The organism is Nitrosomonas supralitoralis, from assembly GCF_003011925.2.
Classification (GTDB): Bacteria; Pseudomonadota; Gammaproteobacteria; order Burkholderiales; family Nitrosomonadaceae; genus Nitrosomonas; species Nitrosomonas supralitoralis.
This window is the reverse complement of record NZ_PXXU01000055.1, coordinates 1-22,467: the sequence shown is the minus strand read 5'-3', so window position 1 is coordinate 22,467 and position 22,467 is coordinate 1. Positions and strand designations below refer to the sequence as shown.

Annotated in this window: 30 protein-coding genes and 1 pseudogene; 15 read left to right on the top strand and 16 right to left on the bottom strand. The window is 40.9% G+C overall.

Going from position 1 to position 22,467, the window contains the following annotated elements; all coding sequences use genetic code 11:
• Window positions 1-70: 70 nt before the first annotated feature.
• The 14 genes from C7H79_RS14020 to C7H79_RS13955 all read right to left on the bottom strand — a co-directional run bounded on the left by C7H79_RS14020 (window position 71) and on the right by C7H79_RS13955 (window position 12,865).
• A complete protein-coding gene (locus C7H79_RS14020; RefSeq protein ID WP_106707865.1) occupies window positions 71-577 on the bottom strand; it encodes a hypothetical protein in 507 nt (168 codons plus the stop codon).
• A gap of 156 nt (window positions 578-733) precedes the next feature.
• On the bottom strand, window positions 734-2,152 hold the full coding sequence (locus C7H79_RS14015) for a sensor histidine kinase (protein WP_106707864.1): 1,419 nt from the start codon (window positions 2,150-2,152) through the stop codon (window positions 734-736).
• Between the two features lie 47 nt (window positions 2,153-2,199).
• Window positions 2,200-4,641, bottom strand: a complete 2,442-nt coding sequence (locus C7H79_RS14010; RefSeq protein ID WP_106707863.1) for a GGDEF domain-containing response regulator — start codon at window positions 4,639-4,641, stop codon at window positions 2,200-2,202.
• Between the two features lie 370 nt (window positions 4,642-5,011).
• Window positions 5,012-6,535: a hypothetical protein gene (locus C7H79_RS14005; RefSeq protein WP_106707862.1), complete on the bottom strand. Its 1,524-nt coding sequence runs from the start codon at window positions 6,533-6,535 to the stop codon at window positions 5,012-5,014.
• On the bottom strand, window positions 6,532-7,416 hold the full coding sequence (locus C7H79_RS14000; protein ID WP_106707861.1) for a hypothetical protein: 885 nt from the start codon (window positions 7,414-7,416) through the stop codon (window positions 6,532-6,534). The genes C7H79_RS14005 and C7H79_RS14000 overlap by 4 nt, the downstream gene beginning before the upstream one ends.
• A 3-nt stretch (window positions 7,417-7,419) precedes the next feature.
• Window positions 7,420-8,055, bottom strand: a complete 636-nt coding sequence (locus tag C7H79_RS13995) for a helix-turn-helix domain-containing protein (RefSeq protein WP_106707860.1) — start codon at window positions 8,053-8,055, stop codon at window positions 7,420-7,422.
• A 103-nt stretch (window positions 8,056-8,158) separates the two neighbouring features.
• Window positions 8,159-8,593: a RusA family crossover junction endodeoxyribonuclease gene (locus C7H79_RS13990; protein WP_106707859.1), complete on the bottom strand. Its 435-nt coding sequence runs from the start codon at window positions 8,591-8,593 to the stop codon at window positions 8,159-8,161.
• Window positions 8,586-9,230, bottom strand: a complete 645-nt coding sequence (locus C7H79_RS13985) for a hypothetical protein (RefSeq protein ID WP_106707858.1) — start codon at window positions 9,228-9,230, stop codon at window positions 8,586-8,588. The genes C7H79_RS13990 and C7H79_RS13985 overlap by 8 nt, the downstream gene beginning before the upstream one ends.
• A complete protein-coding gene (locus tag C7H79_RS13980) occupies window positions 9,227-9,481 on the bottom strand; it encodes a hypothetical protein (protein WP_147383616.1) in 255 nt (84 codons plus the stop codon). The genes C7H79_RS13985 and C7H79_RS13980 overlap by 4 nt, the downstream gene beginning before the upstream one ends.
• Window positions 9,482-9,545: 64 nt before the next feature.
• Window positions 9,546-10,208: a DUF6475 domain-containing protein gene (locus C7H79_RS13975; protein ID WP_106707856.1), complete on the bottom strand. Its 663-nt coding sequence runs from the start codon at window positions 10,206-10,208 to the stop codon at window positions 9,546-9,548.
• Complete coding sequence (locus C7H79_RS13970; protein WP_106707855.1) at window positions 10,205-10,990, bottom strand: YdaU family protein; 786 nt, start codon at window positions 10,988-10,990, stop codon at window positions 10,205-10,207. Before C7H79_RS13970 ends, C7H79_RS13975 begins: the two co-directional genes overlap by 4 nt.
• A complete protein-coding gene (locus C7H79_RS13965) occupies window positions 10,990-11,559 on the bottom strand; it encodes a YdaU family protein (RefSeq protein WP_106707854.1) in 570 nt (189 codons plus the stop codon). Before C7H79_RS13965 ends, C7H79_RS13970 begins: the two co-directional genes overlap by 1 nt.
• Window positions 11,560-12,044: 485 nt before the next feature.
• Window positions 12,045-12,515, bottom strand: a complete 471-nt coding sequence (locus tag C7H79_RS13960) for a phage regulatory CII family protein (protein ID WP_106707853.1) — start codon at window positions 12,513-12,515, stop codon at window positions 12,045-12,047.
• A 68-nt stretch (window positions 12,516-12,583) separates the two neighbouring features.
• Window positions 12,584-12,865 carry a YdaS family helix-turn-helix protein gene (locus tag C7H79_RS13955; protein ID WP_172592453.1) on the bottom strand — a complete coding sequence of 94 codons (282 nt, stop codon included), beginning with the start codon at window positions 12,863-12,865 and terminating at the stop codon, window positions 12,584-12,586.
• 7 nt (window positions 12,866-12,872) lie between these two features.
• On the opposite strand from C7H79_RS13955, the gene C7H79_RS13950 reads away from it, so the two are divergent.
• The 7 genes from C7H79_RS13950 to C7H79_RS13925 all read left to right on the top strand — a co-directional run bounded on the left by C7H79_RS13950 (window position 12,873) and on the right by C7H79_RS13925 (window position 16,910).
• Window positions 12,873-13,367: a hypothetical protein gene (locus C7H79_RS13950; RefSeq protein ID WP_106707851.1), complete on the top strand. Its 495-nt coding sequence runs from the start codon at window positions 12,873-12,875 to the stop codon at window positions 13,365-13,367.
• A gap of 319 nt (window positions 13,368-13,686) precedes the next feature.
• A complete protein-coding gene (locus tag C7H79_RS19295; RefSeq protein WP_258577648.1) occupies window positions 13,687-13,815 on the top strand; it encodes a hypothetical protein in 129 nt (42 codons plus the stop codon).
• A 73-nt stretch (window positions 13,816-13,888) separates the two neighbouring features.
• Window positions 13,889-15,163, top strand: coding sequence for a Y-family DNA polymerase (locus C7H79_RS13945; RefSeq protein ID WP_106707850.1), 1,275 nt, complete (start codon window positions 13,889-13,891; stop codon window positions 15,161-15,163).
• 289 nt (window positions 15,164-15,452) lie between these two features.
• The gene (locus tag C7H79_RS13940; RefSeq protein WP_106707849.1) at window positions 15,453-15,680 is read left to right on the top strand and encodes a hypothetical protein; all 228 of its coding nucleotides are present in this window, start codon (window positions 15,453-15,455) and stop codon (window positions 15,678-15,680) included.
• A gap of 70 nt (window positions 15,681-15,750) precedes the next feature.
• Window positions 15,751-15,936 (top strand): hypothetical protein, encoded by a 186-nt coding sequence (locus tag C7H79_RS13935; protein ID WP_106707848.1) that lies wholly within the window; start codon window positions 15,751-15,753, stop codon window positions 15,934-15,936.
• Window positions 15,937-15,980: 44 nt separating this feature from the next.
• A complete protein-coding gene (locus C7H79_RS13930) occupies window positions 15,981-16,181 on the top strand; it encodes a hypothetical protein (RefSeq protein WP_106707847.1) in 201 nt (66 codons plus the stop codon).
• A gap of 48 nt (window positions 16,182-16,229) precedes the next feature.
• Window positions 16,230-16,910, top strand: a complete 681-nt coding sequence (locus tag C7H79_RS13925) for an SOS response-associated peptidase (RefSeq protein ID WP_106707846.1) — start codon at window positions 16,230-16,232, stop codon at window positions 16,908-16,910.
• A 327-nt stretch (window positions 16,911-17,237) separates the two neighbouring features.
• On the opposite strand, the gene C7H79_RS19010 is transcribed toward C7H79_RS13925, so the two are convergent.
• Window positions 17,238-17,318: a hypothetical protein gene (locus C7H79_RS19010; RefSeq protein ID WP_242447308.1), complete on the bottom strand. Its 81-nt coding sequence runs from the start codon at window positions 17,316-17,318 to the stop codon at window positions 17,238-17,240.
• 127 nt (window positions 17,319-17,445) lie between these two features.
• On the opposite strand from C7H79_RS19010, the gene C7H79_RS18055 reads away from it, so the two are divergent.
• A complete protein-coding gene (locus C7H79_RS18055) occupies window positions 17,446-17,601 on the top strand; it encodes a hypothetical protein (RefSeq protein WP_172592452.1) in 156 nt (51 codons plus the stop codon).
• Between the two features lie 600 nt (window positions 17,602-18,201).
• Here C7H79_RS18055 and tnpA read toward each other — a convergent pair.
• A pseudogene (gene tnpA, locus C7H79_RS13915) lies at window positions 18,202-18,635 on the bottom strand (IS200/IS605 family transposase).
• Between the two features lie 235 nt (window positions 18,636-18,870).
• On the opposite strand from tnpA, the gene C7H79_RS19290 reads away from it, so the two are divergent.
• The 7 genes from C7H79_RS19290 to C7H79_RS13885 all read left to right on the top strand — a co-directional run.
• On the top strand, window positions 18,871-18,999 hold the full coding sequence (locus C7H79_RS19290; protein ID WP_258577647.1) for a hypothetical protein: 129 nt from the start codon (window positions 18,871-18,873) through the stop codon (window positions 18,997-18,999).
• A 49-nt stretch (window positions 19,000-19,048) separates the two neighbouring features.
• Window positions 19,049-19,252, top strand: a complete 204-nt coding sequence (locus C7H79_RS13910; RefSeq protein ID WP_106707845.1) for a hypothetical protein — start codon at window positions 19,049-19,051, stop codon at window positions 19,250-19,252.
• Between the two features lie 243 nt (window positions 19,253-19,495).
• Window positions 19,496-20,308, top strand: a complete 813-nt coding sequence (locus C7H79_RS13905; protein ID WP_106707844.1) for a PD-(D/E)XK nuclease family protein — start codon at window positions 19,496-19,498, stop codon at window positions 20,306-20,308.
• Between the two features lie 4 nt (window positions 20,309-20,312).
• Window positions 20,313-21,305 (top strand): hypothetical protein, encoded by a 993-nt coding sequence (locus tag C7H79_RS13900; protein WP_106707843.1) that lies wholly within the window; start codon window positions 20,313-20,315, stop codon window positions 21,303-21,305.
• Window positions 21,306-21,325: 20 nt separating this feature from the next.
• Window positions 21,326-21,520 carry a hypothetical protein gene (locus C7H79_RS13895; RefSeq protein ID WP_106707842.1) on the top strand — a complete coding sequence of 65 codons (195 nt, stop codon included), beginning with the start codon at window positions 21,326-21,328 and terminating at the stop codon, window positions 21,518-21,520.
• Window positions 21,521-21,563: 43 nt separating this feature from the next.
• Window positions 21,564-22,256, top strand: a complete 693-nt coding sequence (locus C7H79_RS13890) for an Rmf/CrpP family protein (RefSeq protein ID WP_106707841.1) — start codon at window positions 21,564-21,566, stop codon at window positions 22,254-22,256.
• A 2-nt stretch (window positions 22,257-22,258) separates the two neighbouring features.
• A partial coding sequence (locus C7H79_RS13885) for a 3'-5' exonuclease (protein ID WP_258577637.1) occupies window positions 22,259-22,467 on the top strand: 209 nt, incomplete at its 3' end.

The window sequence follows — 22,467 nt, the reverse complement described above, 5'->3', positions numbered from 1 at the left end:
TCTGTGATTGGATAAAACCATTAAGTGAATGATTAAGGGATGTTTAAAGCATTTCACACGCCTTTAGGGGTCATACCCTTCGCCCCGGATGGCTGCGGCGCGATCCGGGGGCTTGCAGAGAATTGAAGGGGCTTAATGCTGCATTTGGTAACGACATGGTGGATCGAACATATTCGTCAGATTTCTCCATATTAGCTTTGAATTCTTCAATCATCTCCATGAAATCAACGCTAAATTCATCAGGGGAAAGCGTGAGAATGTGTATCGGTTTAACAAAACATACATAAGAGAGAATCCGGCACGGAAACGGGGCAATAATAGACGGAACGATGTCATCTTCTTTGGGTACATAGTTAATCCACAAAAATTCACCCTCAGGAATCTCGGGATCTCTTTCAAATATAAGATACGGGATATAGCCCGATACAAGCGTAATAATTTCATTTTGGCTTAGGTTTACATTAAACAAGCCTTCCTTATCGCGATTAATTCTTTTCATAATATGCGGATTATCTGGTGACTGATGTGCCATTGTTGTAAAACCTGTCGCTACTGAATTGTTTTCAATCTCCGCCATTTCGGGTGATTTATAATTTTCTTTAGTTTCTACAATCGAAAGATTGGATTTGTTAAACGCTGATTGAAACCGTAAACATTAAGACTGGGTAATATAATAAACAACCTCCGCGCAAGACTACGGGAAATCGCAAGTAGGGCAGTAAATAATAGATTACTATTTAGTTGCAACTGCATTGCAATCACTTGCAGTTGGAATTACAAGCATAAAGCTTGTCGGGTTACTACGCTGTATGATCAACTCAGCTGAAATCTGCTCGCTCAACAGTTGAACAAGTTGTATTCCCAGGGATATCGTATTTTCGATATCAAAATCTTCTGGTATGCCGACTCCATCATCACAAACGAGCACTTGCAAGCTATCTTGATGCAAATACTTTATACTAACATCGATACTTCCAGAGCGATTATCAGGAAATGCATATTTAATCGCATTTGAGCATAGTTCATTAAGAATCAATCCTAAAGGAATGCTGGTATCGATCGAAAGAAATACAGGATCTGTATCAATATTTATTTGAATTCGGGAAGAATCCAGAGCATAGGAAACCGATAAGTTATCCACTAGGCTTTGTAGAACACTCGAAAAGTCAACACGCGAGAAATCCAACGATTCATATAATATCTGGTGAATCATTGCCATCGACTTCACTCTATTTTGACTCTCTTTCAGAACAGATACGGCCGTACTGTTATATAAAATATCAGATTGCATGCCGAGCAAGCTATCGATGATCTGTAAATTATTTTTTACCCTATGATGTATTTCTGATAACAATAAATCTTTTTCTCTTAATGCTGCTTTAAGCTGCTCTTCTTGAGATTTACGTTCTGTAATATCAATAATAGAAGCAAGTACCATAGTGCCCGTCGGTGTTTTGATTGGATTAAGTCCAATTTCAACAGGAAACTCTTTACCATCCTTGTGTAAGCCATATAGATCTCTTCCATGACCCATGGCACGAGCACTTGGATTTTTTAGAAAACTGTTTCTTAATTCTGGATGATGCTCACGGTGTGATGACGGTATCAGAACTTCGATGGGACGACCTATCAGCTCTGCTCGCTTATAGCCAAATAGTGTTTCAGTTGTTGAATTTACTAGCATAATTTTTCCCATATGATCGGTCATAACCATGCCATTAGGAGAAGCTTCTACTGCCAGGTGTATCATTTCTTCAGCATGCTTACGATCTGAAGTATCTACTATAGCCGCAAGCACAAAAATGCCATGTTCGGTTTCAACTGGATTTAGGCCAACTTCGACCGGAAATTCCTTACCACTCTTATGCAAACCAAATAAATCTCTTCCATGACCCATAGGGCGAGATTTTGACTCGCTAATGTAGCTTTTTCGATATTCGGGATGATGTTTACGAAATCTTTCAGGCACAAGCATCTCAAGGGCTCCTCCAATTAACTCTTGTCTTGAATAACCAAACAGCCTTTCCGTGGCGGCGTTGACCATGACGATTTCTCCGTCACGATTCGTCATGACTATGCCATTAGGAGATGCTTCCACAGCAAGATGCATCATTTCTTCAGTATTACCAAAATTCTTTAGATTTTGTAACATACCTCTCCACTCCTTTTTAAACTAAAAATATAATATCGAGGGAAAACTTAAGAATTGAAGGCTTTCATACGATCTGGTATTTTTTTGATTAAATAAGGTATCAGATCTGGAGAAACTGGTTTGCTAAGCAAATAACCTTGCAATTCATCACAACCAAGATTAGCTAGAAAATCAGCTTGATCATATGTTTCGATGCCTTCAGCAGTTACTTGTAAATTAAGCTTTTGAGCCAATGCCAGAATAGCTGCTGCTATGGCGCAATCATTTGAATCATGCGGTATGTTCTTTATAAAACTTTGATCAATTTTCAATCGATGTATCGGAAGATTTTTCAATGAACTCAAGCACGAATATCCCGTTCCAAAATCATCAATGGAAATTGCTATACCCAGATTCTCCAGTTGTTCTAAAGATGTAATATAGATCAATTCATTTTGCAGACACGATTCAGTTACTTCTAATTCAAGTGAGTCGGCCGGCAAAGAATACTGGTACAATAATTCTGCAATAAATTGCTGCAAACTCTTATCTGCAAGCTGACGTATTGATATATTGACGGAAATCCGTAGCTCACCATGACCATCAGTCCGCCATTGCTTAATTTGCCTGCATGCTTCTGTCAAGACCCAGTTTCCAATTTCAACAATAAGTTTACTCGATTCAGCGACGGGAATAATTTCTGCCGGACCCAATAATCCTTTAACTGGATGTTGCCAGCGGATCAGAGCCTCAACCCCGGTGATTTTTTTAGTCACTAAAGAAAAGTGCGGTTGATAATGAAGCAAAAATTCATCCTTAATTAAGGCATGATGTAACTCTCTTTCTCTAGTCAAATAATGAACGGCCTTTTGTTTCAAGGCTGGATGGTATAAAGCATATCTATTACGTCCATTATTTTTTGCTTCATACATGGCTGTATCAGCCATTTGTACTAGTTCATCATGATTCGCAGAATGCTCTGGAAAAATACTAATACCAATGCTGCATGAAGGAATGATTTCCATATTGCCAATGACTATAGGATCTAAGAAACACTGCAGCAATTTCTGGGCAATTGTTACCAAGGCATCATAAGATCTTGCACTTGACGCTATAACGAGAAATTCATCACCACCCAGTCTTCCTAAGGTATCGCTGGCTCGCAAAACTGAAAGCATTCTTTGGGAGACGAAACATAGCATCGAATCTCCATGTGCATGACCCAAAGTATCATTGATTCGCTTGAAGTTATCAAGATCAATAAACAACACGCCTAAAAGAGAAGAGTCGCGTGTTGCTTTTGTTAGCGCCAGCTTAAGCCGATCCATGATCAACATGCGATTTGGTAATTTTGTTAAGTTATCGTAGTAAGCAATTTGAGACAGTTGTTCCTGCGTTTCACGCATTGCTGTGATATCCGATATCATCACGACAAATTGATGTTCCTCGCTTGCTTCAGCGGGAATAATTCCTATCGTTAGCCAAACATACAAAATTTCTTTATTGCTTTTGAAGGCTGTGATTTCACCTCGCCACTGCCCATGTTCATCAATACTTTGCCATATTTTATTGTAAGCGACTTCCCCCAGGGAACGGCTGGTCAAAAATGGCAATTCTTTATTTTTCAGATAGCGCTGCTGAAACTTGGTAATCTTATGAAAGGCATTGTTGGCACAAACAAAAATCCTATCCTTGTTAAGAATAATGATACCTTCTGCCGCACATTTGAAAACTGTAGCCGCTTGCGCTAGCTGATCTTTAGAAAGACGGCTTTCAGTTGTGTCCTGCAAAATTCCAACTATTTGATGTTTTCCTGCATAGAAATTTACAAATGATTTTCCATACAATTTGTACCACAAGTTTTTCCCTGATTCAGAATTAACACGGAACTCTATTTCAGCGATAGAACCTTTTTTAGTCCGCAGCTTTTTGATAAAATCTAGAACCCTGTGTTTATCATTATTATCTATTGTTAGATAAAAACTCTCCCAATCGGATATCGGCTCCAGATTTCCATCACAAGTTTTCCCCATAAATATTTCACGGGAATCTTTTGATGCTTCCCAGGTGCCCAATCGCGCGGCTTCAAGTGCAAGACGGAAGTGCTGCTCTTTTGCTTGCAGCATAATATCGCTTTCGTGACGTTCAATGCTGACCTGGACAATGATATGTAATTCTCTGTCAGAAAATGGTTTTAACAAATAACCATAGGGTTTGGTCGCTTTGGCTCGGGTTATGGTTTTTTCTTCAGAATAGGCAGTCAAATAAATTACTGGAACATTATGTGTTTTTTGCAAAAGGTTAGCTACTTCTATACCATCCATATTTCCTTGTATATGAATATCCATCAATATAATGTTGGGTAGGTTCTGCTCTACCAATGCTATTGCCTGCTGCCCACTAGCAGCCATCCCTGTAACTTGGTAACCTAACTTAGTCAGGCGTCTTTTTAGATCAAGTGCAACTATCTTCTCATCTTCAACAATCAGTATACTAATGCATTTGTTCATAACCGCCCATTCCCTTGTAAATAAAATACAATTACAACTTTATTCCATCCGATTCAGCAACTCCCCCTTTTTTTGTGCGTGTTTTACAAATTCAAAAATTAACCCAAAAATCAGAATACAATCGAATTTACACAAAAAGATAACAAAATAACATCAGCAAAGTCTTACATTGTTAACAAAATTTTAACAATATAAGTTCTTATATTATTCATTTTTTCATGCAGCCAAGAACAGGCGAAAAATTTCGATAAAGAGGAAACAACAATTAGTGTGACTTACTTTTGGAAGATATAACTATCTTAACTAACAACCGGCAAAATTTAATAGGACCTGGATAAATAAAATTTAGAATCAATCATTAAAGGATTTATCAAACATCACTAAACATTTCTTCGGTTCTTTTTAACGCGGTATCAGCCGCAGAATTAACCAACCCACCCATACCAATCTCGCCCGAGACGATGTAACTCACATCTTCAAGAAACGCAAAGCAAACAGCATCCCAAAGATCCGGAGAGCCCATTCCGTCCCATTCAGTAGCGCCCTTGGGTGGCACTCGGATACGACCCTTATCAGTGAAGGTTTTGGGTATTCGTGCGGATTGATCCAACATCTGATTACGATAATCGCCGGTCAAAATCGATAGGCGTCCGTCTTTCGCTGCCCTGGCCGCTTGATGCATGGCCTGGGCCCGTAGATTGAGATATCTATCCTTATTTATATTCTTGAAGCAGGGATTGCCCCAGTTTACGCGGTGCACAACCTTATTCATGTCCTCAAGGTCTTGGCATACGTTGATACCGAGCCCACCCGAATCAATTACGTACGTAACGTTGGAAAGTTCGGCTCCGTTGTCTGAAACGTAACCAGCGAACGTGTTTGAGCGGATTTTATTGGTCAAAAGGGGCACTTTAACCATTTCGACCCGACGCGCATCCGGGCCCATGTCACCATAACCGATTACACGCGCCAAAATGCACGCTGATTTATCGCGCAAACCTTCACCTGACGCTATATCAACCAATACTAACCAGCCATAGTTCTCATTGTCTTTGATTATTCGACCGCGCCGGTACATGGCCTCAGCCACTTTCCTGTTCATCATGTGTTTTGATGAATCTTGCGGTGAAATACCTAACAGGCGAACGTTTCTCTCGTCATCGTCGTACTGATCCCACAACTCTTTGAGCGATGAATCACTTACAAATGGAGAATCGAACGAACTAAACCTTAGATTGTTCCATTCACCACCATTCTCGATCGATAACTCATTCTGTGTTCGATAAAAGAACCCAGCATTGCGCGTGAACTGACTGGTAAGCAACATCCGGTTATGCTGCTCGGTCAGAGCTCCCGATAATGTGGTCAGCACCGCATCTGGAAGCGTTGACGCTTCGTCAGCAATGACCAGCAACCATTCACCGTGCCGGCCGGCCATTTTGTTGGCGGTTTTTTCGTTGGCTGTCTTGCTTTCAGTGAACCAGATAGCTTCAAATCCTTTTATACGACATGATGCATCAGCCAGAATTTCAAGGTGTTCTGCAATCCATCCATGCCTTCCGCGCCTGATACGCTCGTGCGATATGCCTATTTCTTTCCATACGGTAGCTTTAAGCTGGTCCATATCGTTTGCAGTCAGCAATGTAACCGACATTGGGTAGCATAATTGATGCCACAAAACGATAACTGCTATTCCAGCCGTTTTTCCGGTGCCATGACCAGAAGCCACGGAAGTGCGTGACCTGGAAGGGGAAACGCTCCCAAATAGTTCCATTTGCTGATATGAAGGCGTTATGCCTACCACCTCAATAGCGAAACGCTCAATATTTCCTGCGTAGCGTTTGCAAAATGGCATCCATCGCGGATCTTCGGGCAGTAATACTCGTTTACTCATAGGTCATCATCAATCAATCCAGTTTCGTTATCGATAACAACACCAAGCCGCTCACGCCGACCAATGAGCGTTTCGTTCACCTTTCTGGCATCCTCAAGCGCTTTGGCGTAGATGGCGTCCAACTCTTCTTTGGGCGGGAATACGTTTAAGTTGATATCCTCTTTAAGTTCGATCTTGTTTTTCCACTGCTTCGGCCTTCGGTTAAACAGCCACATGCGCTGCGCAGCAACGTCAGGAGGGATTTGTCTCTTAGTCATAACAACCTCATTGCCGACCACTTTTTCTTCCTCGACATAGTGCTTACCCAGTGCCGATTTGTAGGTGGCTCTTGCAATCTTTGAGTCGGATTCCAGCTTTCCTCTATTCATGGCCTCCAAGAATTCAGGATGCTCTTTTTTCCAGTTGCTAATTGTCTGCTCTGCCACGTCGAAATAAATTGCTATCTCTTCGTCTGTGGTACCCAGGAGTGATAATCTATGTACTTGTTTTGCATATTCCTCTCTATAAAGAGTTGGTTGCCCTCTCTGCTTTTTAGATGCTTTATCTATGGTTTCGCTGATGGTTTCGCTGATGGTTTCGCTCAAGGTTTCGCTATCGATTTGCGTAACCTTCGTAACCTTGGCGGTGCTTTTCTTGCTCTGAGCCTTTTGTGGCTTAGGTTTCGATGGTTTCTCTACGGCAGATTCCTTGATGGTTTCGCTATTTTGCGTAACCTTGGATTTTTTCCACCTTTCCCGCGCCGCAACCTTACCTATAGCTGGTCTTGATACGGGTAAGTTCAATTCAGTAACCAACCATGAGTAACCTTCCCTGGGGTCAGATTCCCAGGCAGCTCTCACCGCATCCCACTCTTCCTGGGTTAGTTTCGGTTTAGCTGCCATGGGTTAATCCGTAAAGAGCCGTGGCTGCGGATTGGTGTCTATCTTGAATCGATTGATACCATTGGCTAGTTCTGCGTATATTTCCAGTTTGGTGCGTGATTTTTTGGTCAAGTCAGCGATCCTATCTACTTTTGTTAGAAGCGAATTGCTACCCTTCATGTCATTGAATTGTGGATTGAGCTCAATGAATTTTTCCATGGCTATTTCCAGATCAACAGCAGACTCAAAGAAGTTCTTCATGAATGAGGTCACAGCATCGATTCTGTCCTGCAGTCGCCTGACCTTATCCATATCTTCGCGCCTGGCTTGTTCCCATGCTTCAAATAGCCATTTTTGAGTCTCTCTTTCAGTTACTGCCTGGGCGCTCATTTCCCAATCGCTCGATTCGCCAAATAAAAAATCGATGGAAACGTGATAGAGTCTGGCTGCTCTGATGATTAACCATAGCGGGATTGAATTGGTATCCGATCCGGCTTCAATCTTTGCCAGCTTTGAAGAGTTGGCGTATCCAAGGCGCATTGCAGCCTGACTCTGGCTCAGACCGTGAATTTCACGCGCTTCACGCAAACGTTTACCTAAAATTTTTACGAGGCGGATTCGATCTTCTGTTTTGGGAATATACTTGACGACTCTAGCCATAGAACGATCACTCCACGTGATTAAATGATGTTGCGTTTATCGCTGCAGGCTGCGTTTTTTTCTGTGCTCTCAGATTCTTTTGAATCATTTGCATCATTCATCGTTAAGCACTCTCCAAATCAAGTTCACGCACGATCACTACAACACCTGGGGTTTCAGCGTAGCGTTTTCCCTTGGAAACTTTCACCACCAGCGAATCATCATGCCAAACCACACCATTCATTCCGTCTTTGATAGACTTTTCAAGATTATCCAAATCTGGTTTCTTGGTGGCCGCGATCAATCCATCCATGGCTTTTTTCTTTCTTTTGACAGACCATGAGGCCGGTATCGGAAGCCTCACATCTAATTCAAGATAAATGGGCTTTAGCATCAAGTTCTTTCCTGCCATCGCTATGCTTGCTGCATAGGCAACCAGGCTTTCATAATTAACCGTTTTCTTTGGCGTGTAGATTGTTATGTGATCGCCTCTTTTTGCCGCTTTTGGTCTACCTTTGGCCACCGGTTGACCTGGCACCACAAATTGAATTTCACTCATACTTATGTACCACCTCACCAAAGATTTCTTCTTCAAATGTATTCAGCAAATCGATTGTTATCTCGGAAAGGCTGCTGATTCCTATCAATTTCTTTGCGTACGCCTTCACCTGGTTGGCTGTAAGTGCTACCGCGTGCGGCAAAAGGACTTCATGCCTATCTTCATGGGTTGCCGATCCAGCGTGTGAGCCATGAGCCCATGTCATATGATGGTTATGGCACAATGGCACCAGGTACCAGTGCTGCGGTTTGATTCCTACACCCGAATTGGATGATGTTTTGACGTGGTGTCCCACCACATCGCCATCACAGTTAATATGTTTTGCGAACTTGGTACCGCAACATGGAAGCGTTTCTATGTACTTCTTATGATCGTTCTGTGAATAAACTTCAGCTATCTCCATGCCGATCCATAACTTCAGGTTGCGGAAGTAACCATCCAGGTGCATTGCCTGAGCCAGTCTATTCGGACTCTTGGATATGTTTTCTGTGGCTCGTATTTCTGGTTTTCTGTTAAGCTGAATCGGTGCAATAGCAACCGGCATGTCAATCTGGCCGAAAAGCCTGAAGAACACTTCCCGATACATTGGATCTATATCAATCTGAACGCGGATCGTTCCATCAACAAGTTCTTTCATGCTCCTTCGAGTTCCTGACACCGCTCTTTCTTCATGATTTTCCATTGCCTGTTTATTTCCGTTTTTAGTTTTACCAATCTATCCAGACCGTATTGTTTACCGTACCAATCAATTTCTTTCACTCGTTCAGCTTTGTCTCTTAATTCACATATCTTTCTTGCAGTTCTGTGCCGCTCCAAACACTGCATTTTGAATATTTCAGTATATGTTTCTCCTGGATTATCAGCGCAATCCGGACAGTAACAAGACATTATCTAATCCCACTATTTACAGTTTCAGCACTGATCTTTATCGCCAGTACCACCACGAAATCTCCTAAGCTTTCTTTTTGTCATCTCTGTTTGAGCTAAAAGCCAGTTTCAGATCAACTGCAGATTCACCAGCATTTTTAAATCCGATTATCGGTTTATCAGTTCCCCCGGCGATTACACGTTTGCAAGCGTCTTCATTTCCAATCATCACCAATGATTCTAGCTTGTGCCCTTTAGCTCTGTTGTAGGCATTAGCTATACCTATGAGCACAGCGGGATATTCGGGTATTTCACTACGCTCCCGGAATCCCCGATAACGATTCTCGAACTCACGTGCCACAAATGGCAATTCGTCCTCAATTTTAGTCCCCAAGGAAATCCACCCGCCCATGTCGTGCAGAACACGATGTATCAATAGATCTGGAAAAACGACATCAACGTATGTGCCTCTGTGTCGCAAAGCCCAATCCACTTTTGCCCATGCAACAAGGGCTAAATCCTGGGTTGATCCGCGTAGCATGCGAATGATGTCTGCAGGTTTGGGTAACCACTTCCCGCTTTCGGTGTTGATCACGTGGCGGTTAAACGCCTGGATGATCGCTGGAAGGTCGTAAATCTTCAAAGCATTCCACCAAATATCCAGCACGAAGGTATTGATTTCCTTGTCGTAAAATCCATAAATTCCGGCCAAACCTTCACGAAATTTTTCAAAGTCATTTTCTGTCATTTCATCGCTCTCATTTCTGGTGGCTTCCAATCACTAACTGTTTCAAGATTGTTCTTCAGCAATGCTTCTGCCTTGTTCGGGATCTTGCCTTGCAGCACCTTTCCTTTCGCCTTTGCCGCTTCCGTGCGTTGCCCTTTCACGATCCCCAAAACGTAGGCAAAACCTTTGCTTTTGTCCTTGGCCGTTCGTGCTGCATGCATGAATTCATCAATCGTTGCACCCGCCTCGATGAGCATCAAAAGCTCAGGGTGGGAAGGATTTAAATCGATAATTCCGATTTTTTTGATGGCAAGACACACGCTTGCAGCTGTCGTAGGTTTCTTACTCTGTTGGGAGGGATAATCAGTGTGTGTTATTTCACCTGGTTTATGGTTACTGGTTATTGGTTCTTTGGTTAATGGTTCTTGGTTAGGTGGAGCTTCGTTCACGCTTTTGCACGCTTCGTTCACGGTTCGTGCTTTATCCTTTCTTTTGCTCTCACGTTCCGTAGCTATTCTCTTGTTTGTCTGCGCATTTTCGTGATACTTATCGATTTCTTCCTGAATTCTTTTTTGAACGTATACCCCATCAACAAGATCGAAGAATTTACTCAAAACAAACTGAACGGCATCCTTTTCTTCTTTAGTTCGCGCCCAACACCAGTCGATAGCATCATCAAGTGTGGGGAAGCGTTCACGGTCATAGCACGCATGCATCAAAAGCGTGTACGCTCCGTGCTCAAGCATTGACAGACGCCCTGCTTTCTTTGCGTAATCGCCTATGTTCATTTTGAAATAGTGCATTATGAAATCCCTAATAAGCTGCTTTTTTGCCTGTTTTTGGATGCAGATAACACCTGAAGATTCCAGTGAACATGCAATCCGCAAACAACCTTTCCTCTCAAAGGAATAATGTAATCAAATTCATGCGCTATTCCTGTTTCAGAAGTCTGAATATCTGTTTTGAAATAAAATTCAGCAATCTGAAATTTATGATCTTTTGTTAACCAATAAAGAGACGCATTTATCTTTGTTGCGTTACGAATTGCTTGTATTGAACATCGCTGGCTTTTTGTGAGTTTTAGCGACCAATGATTTTTTTTGACTGGGAGATATTTTTTAATTTCTTTATACGCACGCTGATTAATCCAGTCATCGTTCGTAAACTCAAAGAATTCATTTAATATTTGCTGAACATGTTCCACATAATCCCTGAGCATGATCAGGCGATAAAGCGCTTTAGCATCAATCGGGATTGGTATCTCGTGTCGATATTGCCCATCAAGCAATCTGCGATAGCAAATATCTTTAATAGGAATTAAATGTTTAGTATGGTTTTGGTAGCCAGATATATTGAACTGGTAGTAATGCATTATTTCAACCAATAAAAAACCCGAGTGCCTGAAAGATCAAACACGCGGGATAGGAAGAAGCGACATTATCAACAACGCTTGTTAAAGCAAAAATGCAGATGTAGTACGAGAAAAAGAACCCAGCACATTTAAAAGGAAGAGGGGGAAATGTGCTGGGCGAAGGTGCGTGAGAGCTTAATATCACGCAAGGAAGAAACATAAGTCCGATTTGCAACCATCCGACTACGCGTAGGGAATGCGCTGGTTGCTGCGGTATGCCAATTACTAAGAAAAAATTGACAGTTCGAATATTACACAATAATCCTCCTAAATGCAAACGATTCTTATTATCATTCTCATGTAAGATAAACTTATTCATTTCCTACTAGACCCTAACGGAGCGGCTAAGCGCAAAAAAATGACATGTAATAGCGGCCCACCGGAATAATTTGCATTAAGACGAGTGGACGCGGGATTGGAAAGATAGTAGTAACTAGCGAGATAAATCACTTCTGCCCTCTAGCAGCTCTACGTTCCTCGCACAGGGCCATAAAAGCTATATATTTATTCTGGTATTCGTGGATTGCTACTTGCATTGCGTCAAATTTCTTTTTGACCTCGATAGCCTCATCGAAACTTGCATCACCATCAAACAAAGAAAGCCTTATTTCCTTCGAATATTCGCCCCTTTTTTCGTCAATTAATAAGCCTAGATCAGTTAATGCTTGATCAGAAATACCTTCAAAATTCGGTTTCTTAATACAAATCATCCCGCGTTGTTCTGCGAAATATCGCGCAATTTCATCTGTATCTAATGCAGTTACCAATGAATCTAGTTCTTCGACATACAAGTGATGTGTATCCTGGTTAGGATCAATCTTATTTCTGAATGTCTTGACATTAATTGACATTTTTTCAGCTATACCAGCTGGTCCGGCAGCAAGAACAAGATTGTTGATAAGATATTTAACTGTCATTGGGTAATTCCCTTAAATTTTCCCGTGGTATTGATACCCCGCAGCACTCATAATGTTGTAATGCCAAATCATGTCGTTTCTTTCACATTGTTTAGTTCATGCTTAACAAGTTCAGGCACACCATATATGTCATGACTAAGGCACTTGCATGTCACCTGTTTTTTAGTTATTTCTTCGATTGCAAGCCGATATTCAGGAGGTACGGTAGGAATTCCGGACGGGTGATTAAGCCACTTCCAAACATTCTGCTGTTTAATAATTTTATTGCCACGCCCATTCCTCTTAAGCCAATCAGATATTCTTCTGGCCAAAGAAGATTGCCCATTCACAATTTTTATAGCTTTTTCCAATGAGTTCATGGAAACAATAATACAACCATTAGTTGTAATTGGTCAACAACTGATAGTTGCTCGCGAAAGTAATATTATTGAACGCATGTCTAACAATGAACAAAAGATACAGTTTTCCAAAAGGTTAAATGATCTCTGCGAAGAAAAGGGACTGCCTTTACATGGAAGACAATCATTACTTCGAGATCATTTCATTGCTTTAGGAATAAAAATGTCTCAGGAATCGGTTCGCAAATGGTTAATGGCTGAATCAATACCAAGACATGAGAACAAAATAGTTTTATGTAAATACTTTAATGTCTTATATGAGTGGTTATCTACTGGTGACGGTGACATGAGAAAAGAACCGGTAGAACTTATATCAAGACGAGAATTAGAAATATTGGAATTCAATGAAATTCTAAGAAAATTAGGTGATGAGGATTTTTATCGAGTAAAAAATGTTGGGAAAGATCTTGCTAGCTACTTACTCGAAAAAGTATCCGAAAAAGAAAAAAATTAATAACTTAGAGAAAATATCAAATTGGTGCGAAGTCGATAAATGTAAGTGCAAGGCTAAATAGGAAGACGCCTGTCTTTTCATGTGTATCAGTTTTCTGTAAGGAATATTGGTCAACTACTGATCACTGCGATCGGTAGCCAAATATTGAAAGGAGTTGATAAGTGTGATGACAAAAAATACGTGCACAACCAAGAAGCCAGGTTTTAAAACCGTTCAAGAGCCACCAATCTATCACATGCAGATGCTTTTCACTGGCCTGGGATTACTGGGGCTTGCGGTATTGTGCAAATAGAAAGAACACTTAAAACAAGGAAACATCATGACTACAAATCAATCCACACCTTTCCCATTACCTGATCCAATGCCAGATCCAGAACCACACTCCCCGCATGTGCCTAGACATCCTAATCCCGTTCCAGAACCTGGTCCTGAGGATGAAGAGAAGTAGTTTAATTAAGAGCAGGTAAAAGAAAATTACTTTTTTAAGTAAGGAAGAATTAAAAACAGGCAAACAATCCAATATGCACCGTTCTATTGCTCTCATCGATGTCAATAACTTCTATGTAAGTTGCGAGAGAGTATTTAATCCAAAATTAGAAGGTGTACCAGTCGTTGTGCTATCTAATAATGATGGATGTGCGGTAGCACGAAGCAATGAAGTAAAAGCGCTCGGGGTTAAGATGGGGCAACCGTGGTTTGAGCTGAAGGATTTGGCTAAAAAGCATGGAATCATAGCTTACTCATCCAATTACACGCTGTATGCCGATATGAGCAACCGTGTCATGAGCATTCTCTCCGAATATAGTCCGAATCAGGAAGTATACTCAATTGATGAATGCTTCCTTGAACTTACTGGTTTTGGTGATCTTTCCCGATACGGCCATGATATCAGGCAAAGGGTTAGGCAATGGACCGGCCTGCCGGTTTGCGTCGGAATCGGTTCAACCAAGACACTCTCTAAGCTAGCAAATCATGTTGCCAAGAAAAATGCAGAGTTTAACGGAGTGTGCGATTTGAATTCACTCTCCCCTACTCTACAGAATAACTTGCTAAGCAAGATTGACGTTGGTGAAGTGTGGGGAATCGGCAGGCGATTGGCGCCTCGTCTCAATAGACATGGCATAAAAACAGTTTTAGATCTAAAACACGCAAATTCAAAACGACTGAGGGAGGAATTCAGCGTAGTCATGAAAAAAACTATACGTGAGATTAATGGTACACCCTGCATTGAATTGGAAGAAATATCGCCACCAAAGAAGCAGATTATCAGTTCAAGATCGTTTGGTGTGACCGTAAAAGATCTTAGAAGCTTGGAAGAATCAGTCTCATCCCACATCGCCAAAGCAGCTGAAAAATTACGCCGGCAACAATCGTATGCAGGATCAGTGCACGTATTTATCACTACTAGCCGATTCAATAAGCCAGAAGAGAACTATCACAACTCCTATAAGATCAGGCTTCCAACGCAATCAGCCGATACTATTTTACTCACCAAGACTGCGTTGTGGGGGCTGCACAAAATTTATCGAAGTGGATTCAAATATAATAAAGCAGGCGTGATGCTCTCTGATTTCGTAACTAATGAGCATCGGCAGGCTGATCTGTTCGGTCTAAGACTAGAAGACAGCAAGTCCAAAAGATTAATGAAGATAATGGACCAAATTAACGCCAAAATGGGTAGAGGTACTATCAAGTTGGCGTCAGAGGGTACCGATCAGCAGTGGAAGATGAGGCAAGGTAATCGGAGTCCTGGATATACTACCACGTGGGATGACTTAGTTGAGGTTGAATATTAATATTGTCGGCAGAGCTAAATAAAAACCAGGAGAAGTAATGTCAAAAAGTGTAACTATTGAAGACACAACGGTTCCTATCGTCGAATACCAAGATCAGAGAGTAAAATATTTTAGAATACATCGACAAGCTAACTTAGAAACTCTACCCGACCAGTGGGGTTTTATTGCCTGAAGTTCAAGCCCTACCCCAATATCCCTACTAATCAACATAATTTGGGACAAATGTGGGTTTGCGAACAGATATTTTAAAAGCACTGCAATAAAGTGATTTATTTTAATAGGATAAGTTATGAACTATTCATTATTACAAATCCCCTCTAGACCATCACCAGATTACATTCCTCCAACTGATCCTGAGCCTAAGACGATACCGCCAGAACAAGAACCTCCCATAGAATCACCTCCTCAAGTAGAACCCCCTGAAAGAATTCCTCCAATGCGAGATCCAGAGATTCCAGTGCCTGAGGGGAATATTAATTTAGAAAGCCAACCCGCGCAGGCGGGCTTTTTATTGTGAGCAATCGAACAGTTAATAATCACCATTAATTAGATAATAATTATTCCATCCTTAATTAGGAGTAAATATTATGCATTTGTCTAAATTAGGCGGCAGTGTTACACCTCAACCTATTCCTCCAGAAGTTTTGTCAACAGTCAAAGACGCGCCAGAAAACGCTAAAGAAGATCCAGAATTAGAAATTCCAAATCAACCATTCCAACCAGATAAAGTTCCACCCTTAGAGGAGCAAGAACGGGATATTCCTCAAGAATGATAATAAATATACAAAATTATTCATAATTTTACAGGGAAAAAATCATGAAAAATGTTCAAATTATTGATAAATCGTTCGGTCAAATAATTGCGGAATATCCTATACTTGATGAATTTATAAATGAAACCCCAGTACAAGAATTTATTGACGATGTTTGGGGTATAGCATTTGAGGAAGGCTTGGTGGATGAAAATTATCGCGAGAACTATGACTTGGAAATAGTGGGCGATATTCAGTCGCAGTAACAGCCGACGCATAATCTGGAATTTTCTGACTACAATTAGCCACAAAATATGTGTGGACGTTTTGCCTTAGATTATCCGACCCCTAGTATGATGGACTGGTACAAGGTAGTATCAATGCCTGAAATCCAGCCAAGGTTTAATATTGAACCGATGTCCAATATCTTAGTTATTCGTGACGCAATTGAATATCGCGAAGGTACATATATGAGATGGGGATATATTCCACGTTGGGCAAAAGATACTAAGAAGCTACCTTTACTCAATAATGCGCGAGCAGAAACAGTGGCAACCAAACCAATTTTCAAAAAAGCATTCCATATTAAAAGATGCATAATCCCTGCTACTGGATTTTTTGAATGGAGGTCTTCACTTAAAAGTAAGCATAAACAACCTTATTATATTTCTACTAATGAAGACGGCTGCCCAATATCATTTGCGGGAATATGGGAGAAATCCACAATTAATGACGTAGAAATCGAAAGTTGCTCGATTTTAACCACAGAAAGTAATGATCTAATACGGCCAATACATAACCGCATGCCAGTCATACTTTCATATGAATCAATAGATACTTGGTTAAAGCCAGAAAAATTACCAGACGACATGCTTCATTTTTATCTTAAGCCATATGAATCAGAAAAAATGCAAGCATGGCCAGTATCAACCGCGGTAAATAATGCTTCTAATCAAGGTGAAGAATTAATACGATCTATTATTAGAAGTGTATAGTTGATCTAGCAATTTCGATTGATTAGTCATCCCAGTATGTTGATTATCATTATTCAAAACTGAAATCATCATTCTTATAATTCTCCTCTTGAACTAATAGCGAAGGAAATCCTTCCATATCTAAAACAATTATTAGTTTTTATGGATTTGACTTTCAGATTTTGAATGTTCAGAAAAGGACCCGGCTTTTTTGAGCTGGAGCTACTATCATCTTCGTCTGAATTTTTATTTCATTGAAGATTATTGCGACTTGCATTAGATGCGTTTTTTGAACTTCCTGTGCTGCTCTTTTCGTCTTTACTTCCAGCCGCCCGAGCTTCTTCTGAATCAAAATTCTTGAGCACTTCCTCTTTCGTGCGTTACTTTTCCAGCTTTGCTGGAAATTTCTCTTTGCTTGTCTTCATCCATTGAAGCAAAACCTGCACGAGACTAACAATGGAAATATATTTTCCAACAACGAACGTTAGTAATCGCACATACATAATAAATTTATTAAAACAAAATAAAATTTCCTTTTAAGAAATAGGAGAAAATCATGCTAAACCTTGAAATCAATTTAGAACTCGAGTTTACTGATACGATTTCCCATTTTGATAGCACAATTCTTGCTGAGGAAATGCCAATAATCGAAGCCCATCCTAAAGAATGTTTCACATTGGAAGATGGTATGTTTCATATTGAAAATTTGTAAACTCTTTGTAAAACAATACCAAACAAAAATATACAAGATTTTATTATCTTCATTTTCTTGAAGTTAAGCTTTCTTCTCATCAGAATTTTAGTTAGAACATCATTAATCTGGGGATGATAGTTATTTATTTTTAATCATTAGAAGATGTCACAAAATAACGTCGGTTTAACTTGCTTTTTCTAGCAATCGAACTGAAATAATTTTTGACCTCCAAATTATTTTATTTTGAAAAAACTGGAGTGTATTTATGTCTACTGAAAGAAATAATGTTGATAATACAGAGAATAAGAATGTTGCAAATTCGCGACCAAATAAAAAGAATATTATTGTTACCATGATATTCGCTGTACTACTGGCTTTTTCATTTATAGCGCTAGGTATATGGTGGTTTACAATGTAAAGCATTCATACAATAAGTATTATTCTTTAAAACCGCCCAAGTGGCGGTTTTCTTTCTATTCTACAATTTTGAATTCTAATTTCCGCCCTATTTCCGGCGTTGTTCAAATGATGCTACCCATTTAAGCACAACGATTTCTTTTTGTTTCATATTTCCGCTTCAAATAAAGAACCACGCCGCAAGCAGCGGGGTATTCGTGCTCAAAACAACGCGCGCTGATAATCCGAGTGTAATTTCTGATGCGTTTTACCTTGATCTTGTACATACTTGCCAATCATCTGCTCATCTCCATGCTTGCCAACTGTACTTGCAAAATAACCATCAGTCCAAAATTCTCCACCCCAGAGCTTCTTCTTAACTTGAGGGCAACGTCTGAAAATTTCTCGTGCGATTATGCTCTTAATGAGCGCCACAAGCTTGGTCACGTTGTATGTCGGCACTGACTGTACCAAGAAATGAACATGATCTTTATCCGTAAAAACTTCACTTGATAGCGCTCTGCCATCCCAAGACAGACATCCTTGAGGACAGCTTCAACCTGCTCATCAAAGATTACCCCCCTAGATTTTGCCGGAAATACCAAGTGATACATCAAAACCGTAACATTGTGACTCTTATGATTATATTCGCTCATCCATATATTCTACGCCGCAAGCGGCGGGGAATATAACCCGAAGAGATTTAATAAACTTTTTAAATTAAAATAATTACAACTATTGGTTGTTGACATTTAACAACTTATAGTTGTAATATTATCCCTCCAACAACCATAAATCGTAAGCGTAGGTTGGCTGATAAAAGCGTCATCAAAACTCTCAGAACAATGCATTTTGATGAACAATTAAGATAAGACCCTTGGAGATTCATAAATGAAATTAATGACCTTATTACTGATGATTCTTCTGTCTTCTACTTTTGTGAATGTTGCTAATGCTGCAGGAAACTTTTCATGCATTAAAACCAAGCAGGAATACCCTGACGCAAAACAAGCAATCTAAATATCCACTGTTACCAGGAGAGCAACTCCTACTGGTTAGGGAGAACTTAATGTTCAAAAACAGAGACATGAAAAATTACAGAGCACGAGAAGAAAGCGAAGGCACGATACTAGTCAGAATGACTGCGTACCTAATCATTGCTGTGCTACTTGCAGTGCTGGCATGGATGGGAGAGAGAGATCATCAACACAAATTAGATCAATTACGCGAGGCTGCTCAATGCGGATCGTCAACCAAACAGGTGAAACAATGAATGTGACGTATAACATACGTGGATGCAAGGATTCTCAGTTTGTCAATTTCTGCTACTGGCTGTCACGGGGATATTCAATCAAAAGAGCCTGGAAACTTAGAAGGCTATGATGTTTAAAAAATTTATTATCTTGTTAATAGGTCTCTTTCCTTTCCCGGATGATTCTTATCATCGAGACGAAGATTATGAAGGTTTTATGAGATCAGTCATTGCGAATGACTCAGAACGAAACGAGGATTTGTTATGAGTGAACCATCATTAAAAGTTCGTGCGTCATCCTGGGCAGGTCTCTTTGACTGCGCGTACAGATGGGAAGGCATACACATACTCAATATGCGCAACACCGTAGGACTGAGAGCAGCTCTAGGAACAGCCATTCATGCCGGTTCAGCGGTGTTTGATCAAGCAAAATTAAGCGGTGAAACGGTAACGGCAAACGATGCTGCAGGTGTCCTGGTTGATAAGTTGCGCGATCCAGAGAATGAGTTTGATCCAATGAAAGACGATATAACAATGCAGGAAGCGGAAAACGTTGGAATTACTCTGCTTACAAAATACTGCAACGAGTTCTCACCACAGCATGACTTTATCGCCGTGGAAATGGAAACAAAGCCAATGGATATCGATTGCGGAAACAGAATGGTGATAAGGCTCACCGGAACCATGGACCGGGCAAGAATCAACAAATCATCCAATGGAATCGGTATTTCTGACTTAAAAAGCGGAGCAAGCTCGGTCCAGAAAGGTGTTGCTGTAACTAAAGGGCATGGCGCGCAAATCGGAACGTATGAACTTTTGTACGAACACACAACGGGAGAACAAATCACCGCAGACGCTGAGATTATCGGCTTAAAAACAAAAGGGAAGCCTGAGATAGCCACGGGAACCATTAGCAACGCTAAAAGAATTATGGTGGGTGATCAAGATAATCCTGGGTTGATTGAATTCGCAGCGGATATGTTCAGAACAGGACGGTTTTATCCAAATCCAAAATCAATGTTATGTGGGGAAAAATACTGCCCACGCTACAAGTCATGCACATTTAAGGGAGATTAAGAAAATGAGTGAAACATCATCATTGAAAGACTTGAAAAACCATCAGCCCTCTGAACTAAGGCTACCAGAAATTACGCCAGGATTCGGATCGCTTCAGGCTTTCGAGTTAATGCAAAGAACGGCAAAACTTTTAATGACTAGCACACTAGTACCTGTTCAGTATCGCGCTCACGACGAAAAGAAAGGGCCTAATCCTAACGCTCTAGCCAATTGCGTTGTAGCTCTGAATATGTCGCAAAGAATGGGGGCTGATGTATTGATGGTAATGCAGAATCTCTATGTTGTAGAGGGTAGACCGAGTTGGTCGTCGCAATGGATTATCGCCGCCATCAACGGTTGCGGAAGGTTTTCACCGCTCCGTTTTGAAATAAAAAACCTGGGCGAAAAGAGTGTTGATTATAACGCTACGTATTGGGAAGGCAGGGAAAAGAAAACAAAAATCCTGACTGAAAAAATTAGAGACAAGGTTTGTGTTGCCTGGGCAAAAGAAAAAGAAACCGGAGAAAAAATTGAATCTCCACCGGTATCAATTGAAATAGCCGTAAAAGAAGGGTGGTATAGCAAAAACGGTAGCAAATGGAAAACGATGGACGAGGTTATGCTCAGATATCGAACAGCCAGTTTCTTCGGAAAATTGTACGCGCCAGAATTGCTTATGGGATTGCAATCCGTGGAAGAAATGCAGGACTCAAGGGTAATAGATGCGTCACCAGACGGATATGGCGGTTATTCGGTAGATATTGATGCGCTAAAAACATCAGCCAAAGAATCGCAAGAGAAAGAAATCAATGCTGATATAGACAATGAAACCGGTGAAATATTGGACAAAGAATCAGAATCAGAACCTGAACCAGAAAAAGAACCTGAGCCAGAAGCAAAGAGCGAAGAGCCTACACCCGAAGAACAGGCTCGCATCAAGCAGCAATTAATTGACGAGGCTAATCAGGAAAAGCAACCTCGTCAGCCAGCCAAAAGAGCAAGTTTCAATTTGGAATAGGTAATGGGGAATTGTCGATCATGAGCCAAGTACAAGACATTTACGAAGATGACGAGTTTGAAGGGTTACTCGAAGACGCCCGTATGAATGCAGCCAACGATTGGGAAGAAAATTTTGTGTCGGATTTAAGCAGCAAATACGCAGAATTCGGTCGGCGCATGTTTCTTTCCGATTCTCAGAAAGACCATCTTGAACGTATCGCTAGTGATGAGTGATCGACTCAAATAAACCCTCAAAAATCAACATTGGAGAAAAAGCATGAGCAAAAAAGAGCAGGATTTTAGACAAATGACTGCAGATACAGTCGGCAAAGACTTGCTAGGCGCGCTAGTGCAGGAAATCAGATTGCTTCCTGATGCCTGGGCAAAAATGACCAAAGCCAAGCAGGATGATGTGATCGACCGTCTGCGCAGCCGTGTTGAGGATAACGTGCGCATGGCTGTTTACACCATAGCATCAAGCAATCGCACGGTAGTTGCCGGAAACCTCGATCAAATAACGATCAAAGACGGCGTGAAAGCGGTTATCAAGTTTGGAATGCACTCACAAAACCTGGAAGGACTCTATGAAGCAGCCAGCGATAGCAAGTCTGTTTTAGTCGTTGTTGCAGATGCGGGTGAGTTTACCCAGGGAATAAATCAAGTGGCCGGCGAGGATGATCAGCGTGCCATGGACCTTGGCCATGAATACAACCAGAACGATGGCGGTGGTATGGATGGGGCGTCAGAGGTTAATCCTGATACCGGAGAAATTATTGGATTGCCTCACAAGAAATTCCATCCGGAAGAATTGGAAGAGGCATTCAACCAAGGTTATTTAGCCGCGCAGGAAGGCAAAGCTCAGACCGATTGCCCGATCATGGATGGCGAACTGGTTATTGAGTGGGTAAGAGGATTTAAAGCATGGCACGAAGAGCAAAACGACGAAAACGATGACAAAGAGGTTGCGTAATCATGTCCAGGGCTATAATTTTTGATACTGAAACAACTGGGATTGATGAGCCGGAAATTATTGAGGCGGCTTGGATTGAGCCAGACTCAGTACATTCATTGTCTGAAGATAAAATTAAAGAAATATTTCATCGCAGGTTCGAGCCGAACAAGACAATTTCATTAAGCGCGATGGCTGTTCATCACATTATGGATGAAGATTTGATCGGCTG

Bases quoted from the DNA above. Each gene is read 5' to 3' on its own strand.
- C7H79_RS18055 (WP_172592452.1), top strand. From the start codon at position 17,446: ATGCTAAACCTTGAAATCAATTTAGAACTCGAGTTTACTGATACGATT.
- C7H79_RS13905 (WP_106707844.1), top strand. From the start codon at position 19,496: ATGAGTGAACCATCATTAAAAGTTCGTGCGTCATCCTGGGCAGGTCTC.
- C7H79_RS14020 (WP_106707865.1), bottom strand. From the start codon at position 577: ATGGCGGAGATTGAAAACAATTCAGTAGCGACAGGTTTTACAACAATG.
- C7H79_RS13890 (WP_106707841.1), top strand. From the start codon at position 21,564: ATGAGCAAAAAAGAGCAGGATTTTAGACAAATGACTGCAGATACAGTC.
- C7H79_RS13930 (WP_106707847.1), top strand. From the start codon at position 15,981: ATGAAAAATGTTCAAATTATTGATAAATCGTTCGGTCAAATAATTGCG.
- C7H79_RS13910 (WP_106707845.1), top strand. From the start codon at position 19,049: ATGTTCAAAAACAGAGACATGAAAAATTACAGAGCACGAGAAGAAAGC.
- C7H79_RS13960 (WP_106707853.1), bottom strand. From the start codon at position 12,515: ATGACAGTTAAATATCTTATCAACAATCTTGTTCTTGCTGCCGGACCA.
- C7H79_RS13985 (WP_106707858.1), bottom strand. From the start codon at position 9,230: ATGAAAGAACTTGTTGATGGAACGATCCGCGTTCAGATTGATATAGAT.
- C7H79_RS13965 (WP_106707854.1), bottom strand. From the start codon at position 11,559: ATGCATTACTACCAGTTCAATATATCTGGCTACCAAAACCATACTAAA.
- C7H79_RS13995 (WP_106707860.1), bottom strand. From the start codon at position 8,055: ATGGCTAGAGTCGTCAAGTATATTCCCAAAACAGAAGATCGAATCCGC.
- C7H79_RS19290 (WP_258577647.1), top strand. From the start codon at position 18,871: ATGAAATTAATGACCTTATTACTGATGATTCTTCTGTCTTCTACTTTT.
- C7H79_RS14010 (WP_106707863.1), bottom strand. From the start codon at position 4,641: ATGAACAAATGCATTAGTATACTGATTGTTGAAGATGAGAAGATAGTT.
- C7H79_RS14015 (WP_106707864.1), bottom strand. From the start codon at position 2,152: ATGTTACAAAATCTAAAGAATTTTGGTAATACTGAAGAAATGATGCAT.
- C7H79_RS13975 (WP_106707856.1), bottom strand. From the start codon at position 10,208: ATGACAGAAAATGACTTTGAAAAATTTCGTGAAGGTTTGGCCGGAATT.
- C7H79_RS13950 (WP_106707851.1), top strand. From the start codon at position 12,873: ATGGAAACAATAATACAACCATTAGTTGTAATTGGTCAACAACTGATA.
- C7H79_RS19295 (WP_258577648.1), top strand. From the start codon at position 13,687: ATGACTACAAATCAATCCACACCTTTCCCATTACCTGATCCAATGCCA.
- C7H79_RS13940 (WP_106707849.1), top strand. From the start codon at position 15,453: ATGAACTATTCATTATTACAAATCCCCTCTAGACCATCACCAGATTAC.
- C7H79_RS14000 (WP_106707861.1), bottom strand. From the start codon at position 7,416: ATGGCAGCTAAACCGAAACTAACCCAGGAAGAGTGGGATGCGGTGAGA.
- C7H79_RS13970 (WP_106707855.1), bottom strand. From the start codon at position 10,990: ATGCACTATTTCAAAATGAACATAGGCGATTACGCAAAGAAAGCAGGG.
- C7H79_RS13900 (WP_106707843.1), top strand. From the start codon at position 20,313: ATGAGTGAAACATCATCATTGAAAGACTTGAAAAACCATCAGCCCTCT.
- C7H79_RS13925 (WP_106707846.1), top strand. From the start codon at position 16,230: ATGTGTGGACGTTTTGCCTTAGATTATCCGACCCCTAGTATGATGGAC.
- C7H79_RS13945 (WP_106707850.1), top strand. From the start codon at position 13,889: ATGCACCGTTCTATTGCTCTCATCGATGTCAATAACTTCTATGTAAGT.
- C7H79_RS14005 (WP_106707862.1), bottom strand. From the start codon at position 6,535: ATGAGTAAACGAGTATTACTGCCCGAAGATCCGCGATGGATGCCATTT.
- C7H79_RS13895 (WP_106707842.1), top strand. From the start codon at position 21,326: ATGAGCCAAGTACAAGACATTTACGAAGATGACGAGTTTGAAGGGTTA.
- C7H79_RS19010 (WP_242447308.1), bottom strand. From the start codon at position 17,318: ATGGATGAAGACAAGCAAAGAGAAATTTCCAGCAAAGCTGGAAAAGTA.
- C7H79_RS13980 (WP_147383616.1), bottom strand. From the start codon at position 9,481: ATGTCTTGTTACTGTCCGGATTGCGCTGATAATCCAGGAGAAACATAT.
- C7H79_RS13990 (WP_106707859.1), bottom strand. From the start codon at position 8,593: ATGAGTGAAATTCAATTTGTGGTGCCAGGTCAACCGGTGGCCAAAGGT.
- C7H79_RS13935 (WP_106707848.1), top strand. From the start codon at position 15,751: ATGCATTTGTCTAAATTAGGCGGCAGTGTTACACCTCAACCTATTCCT.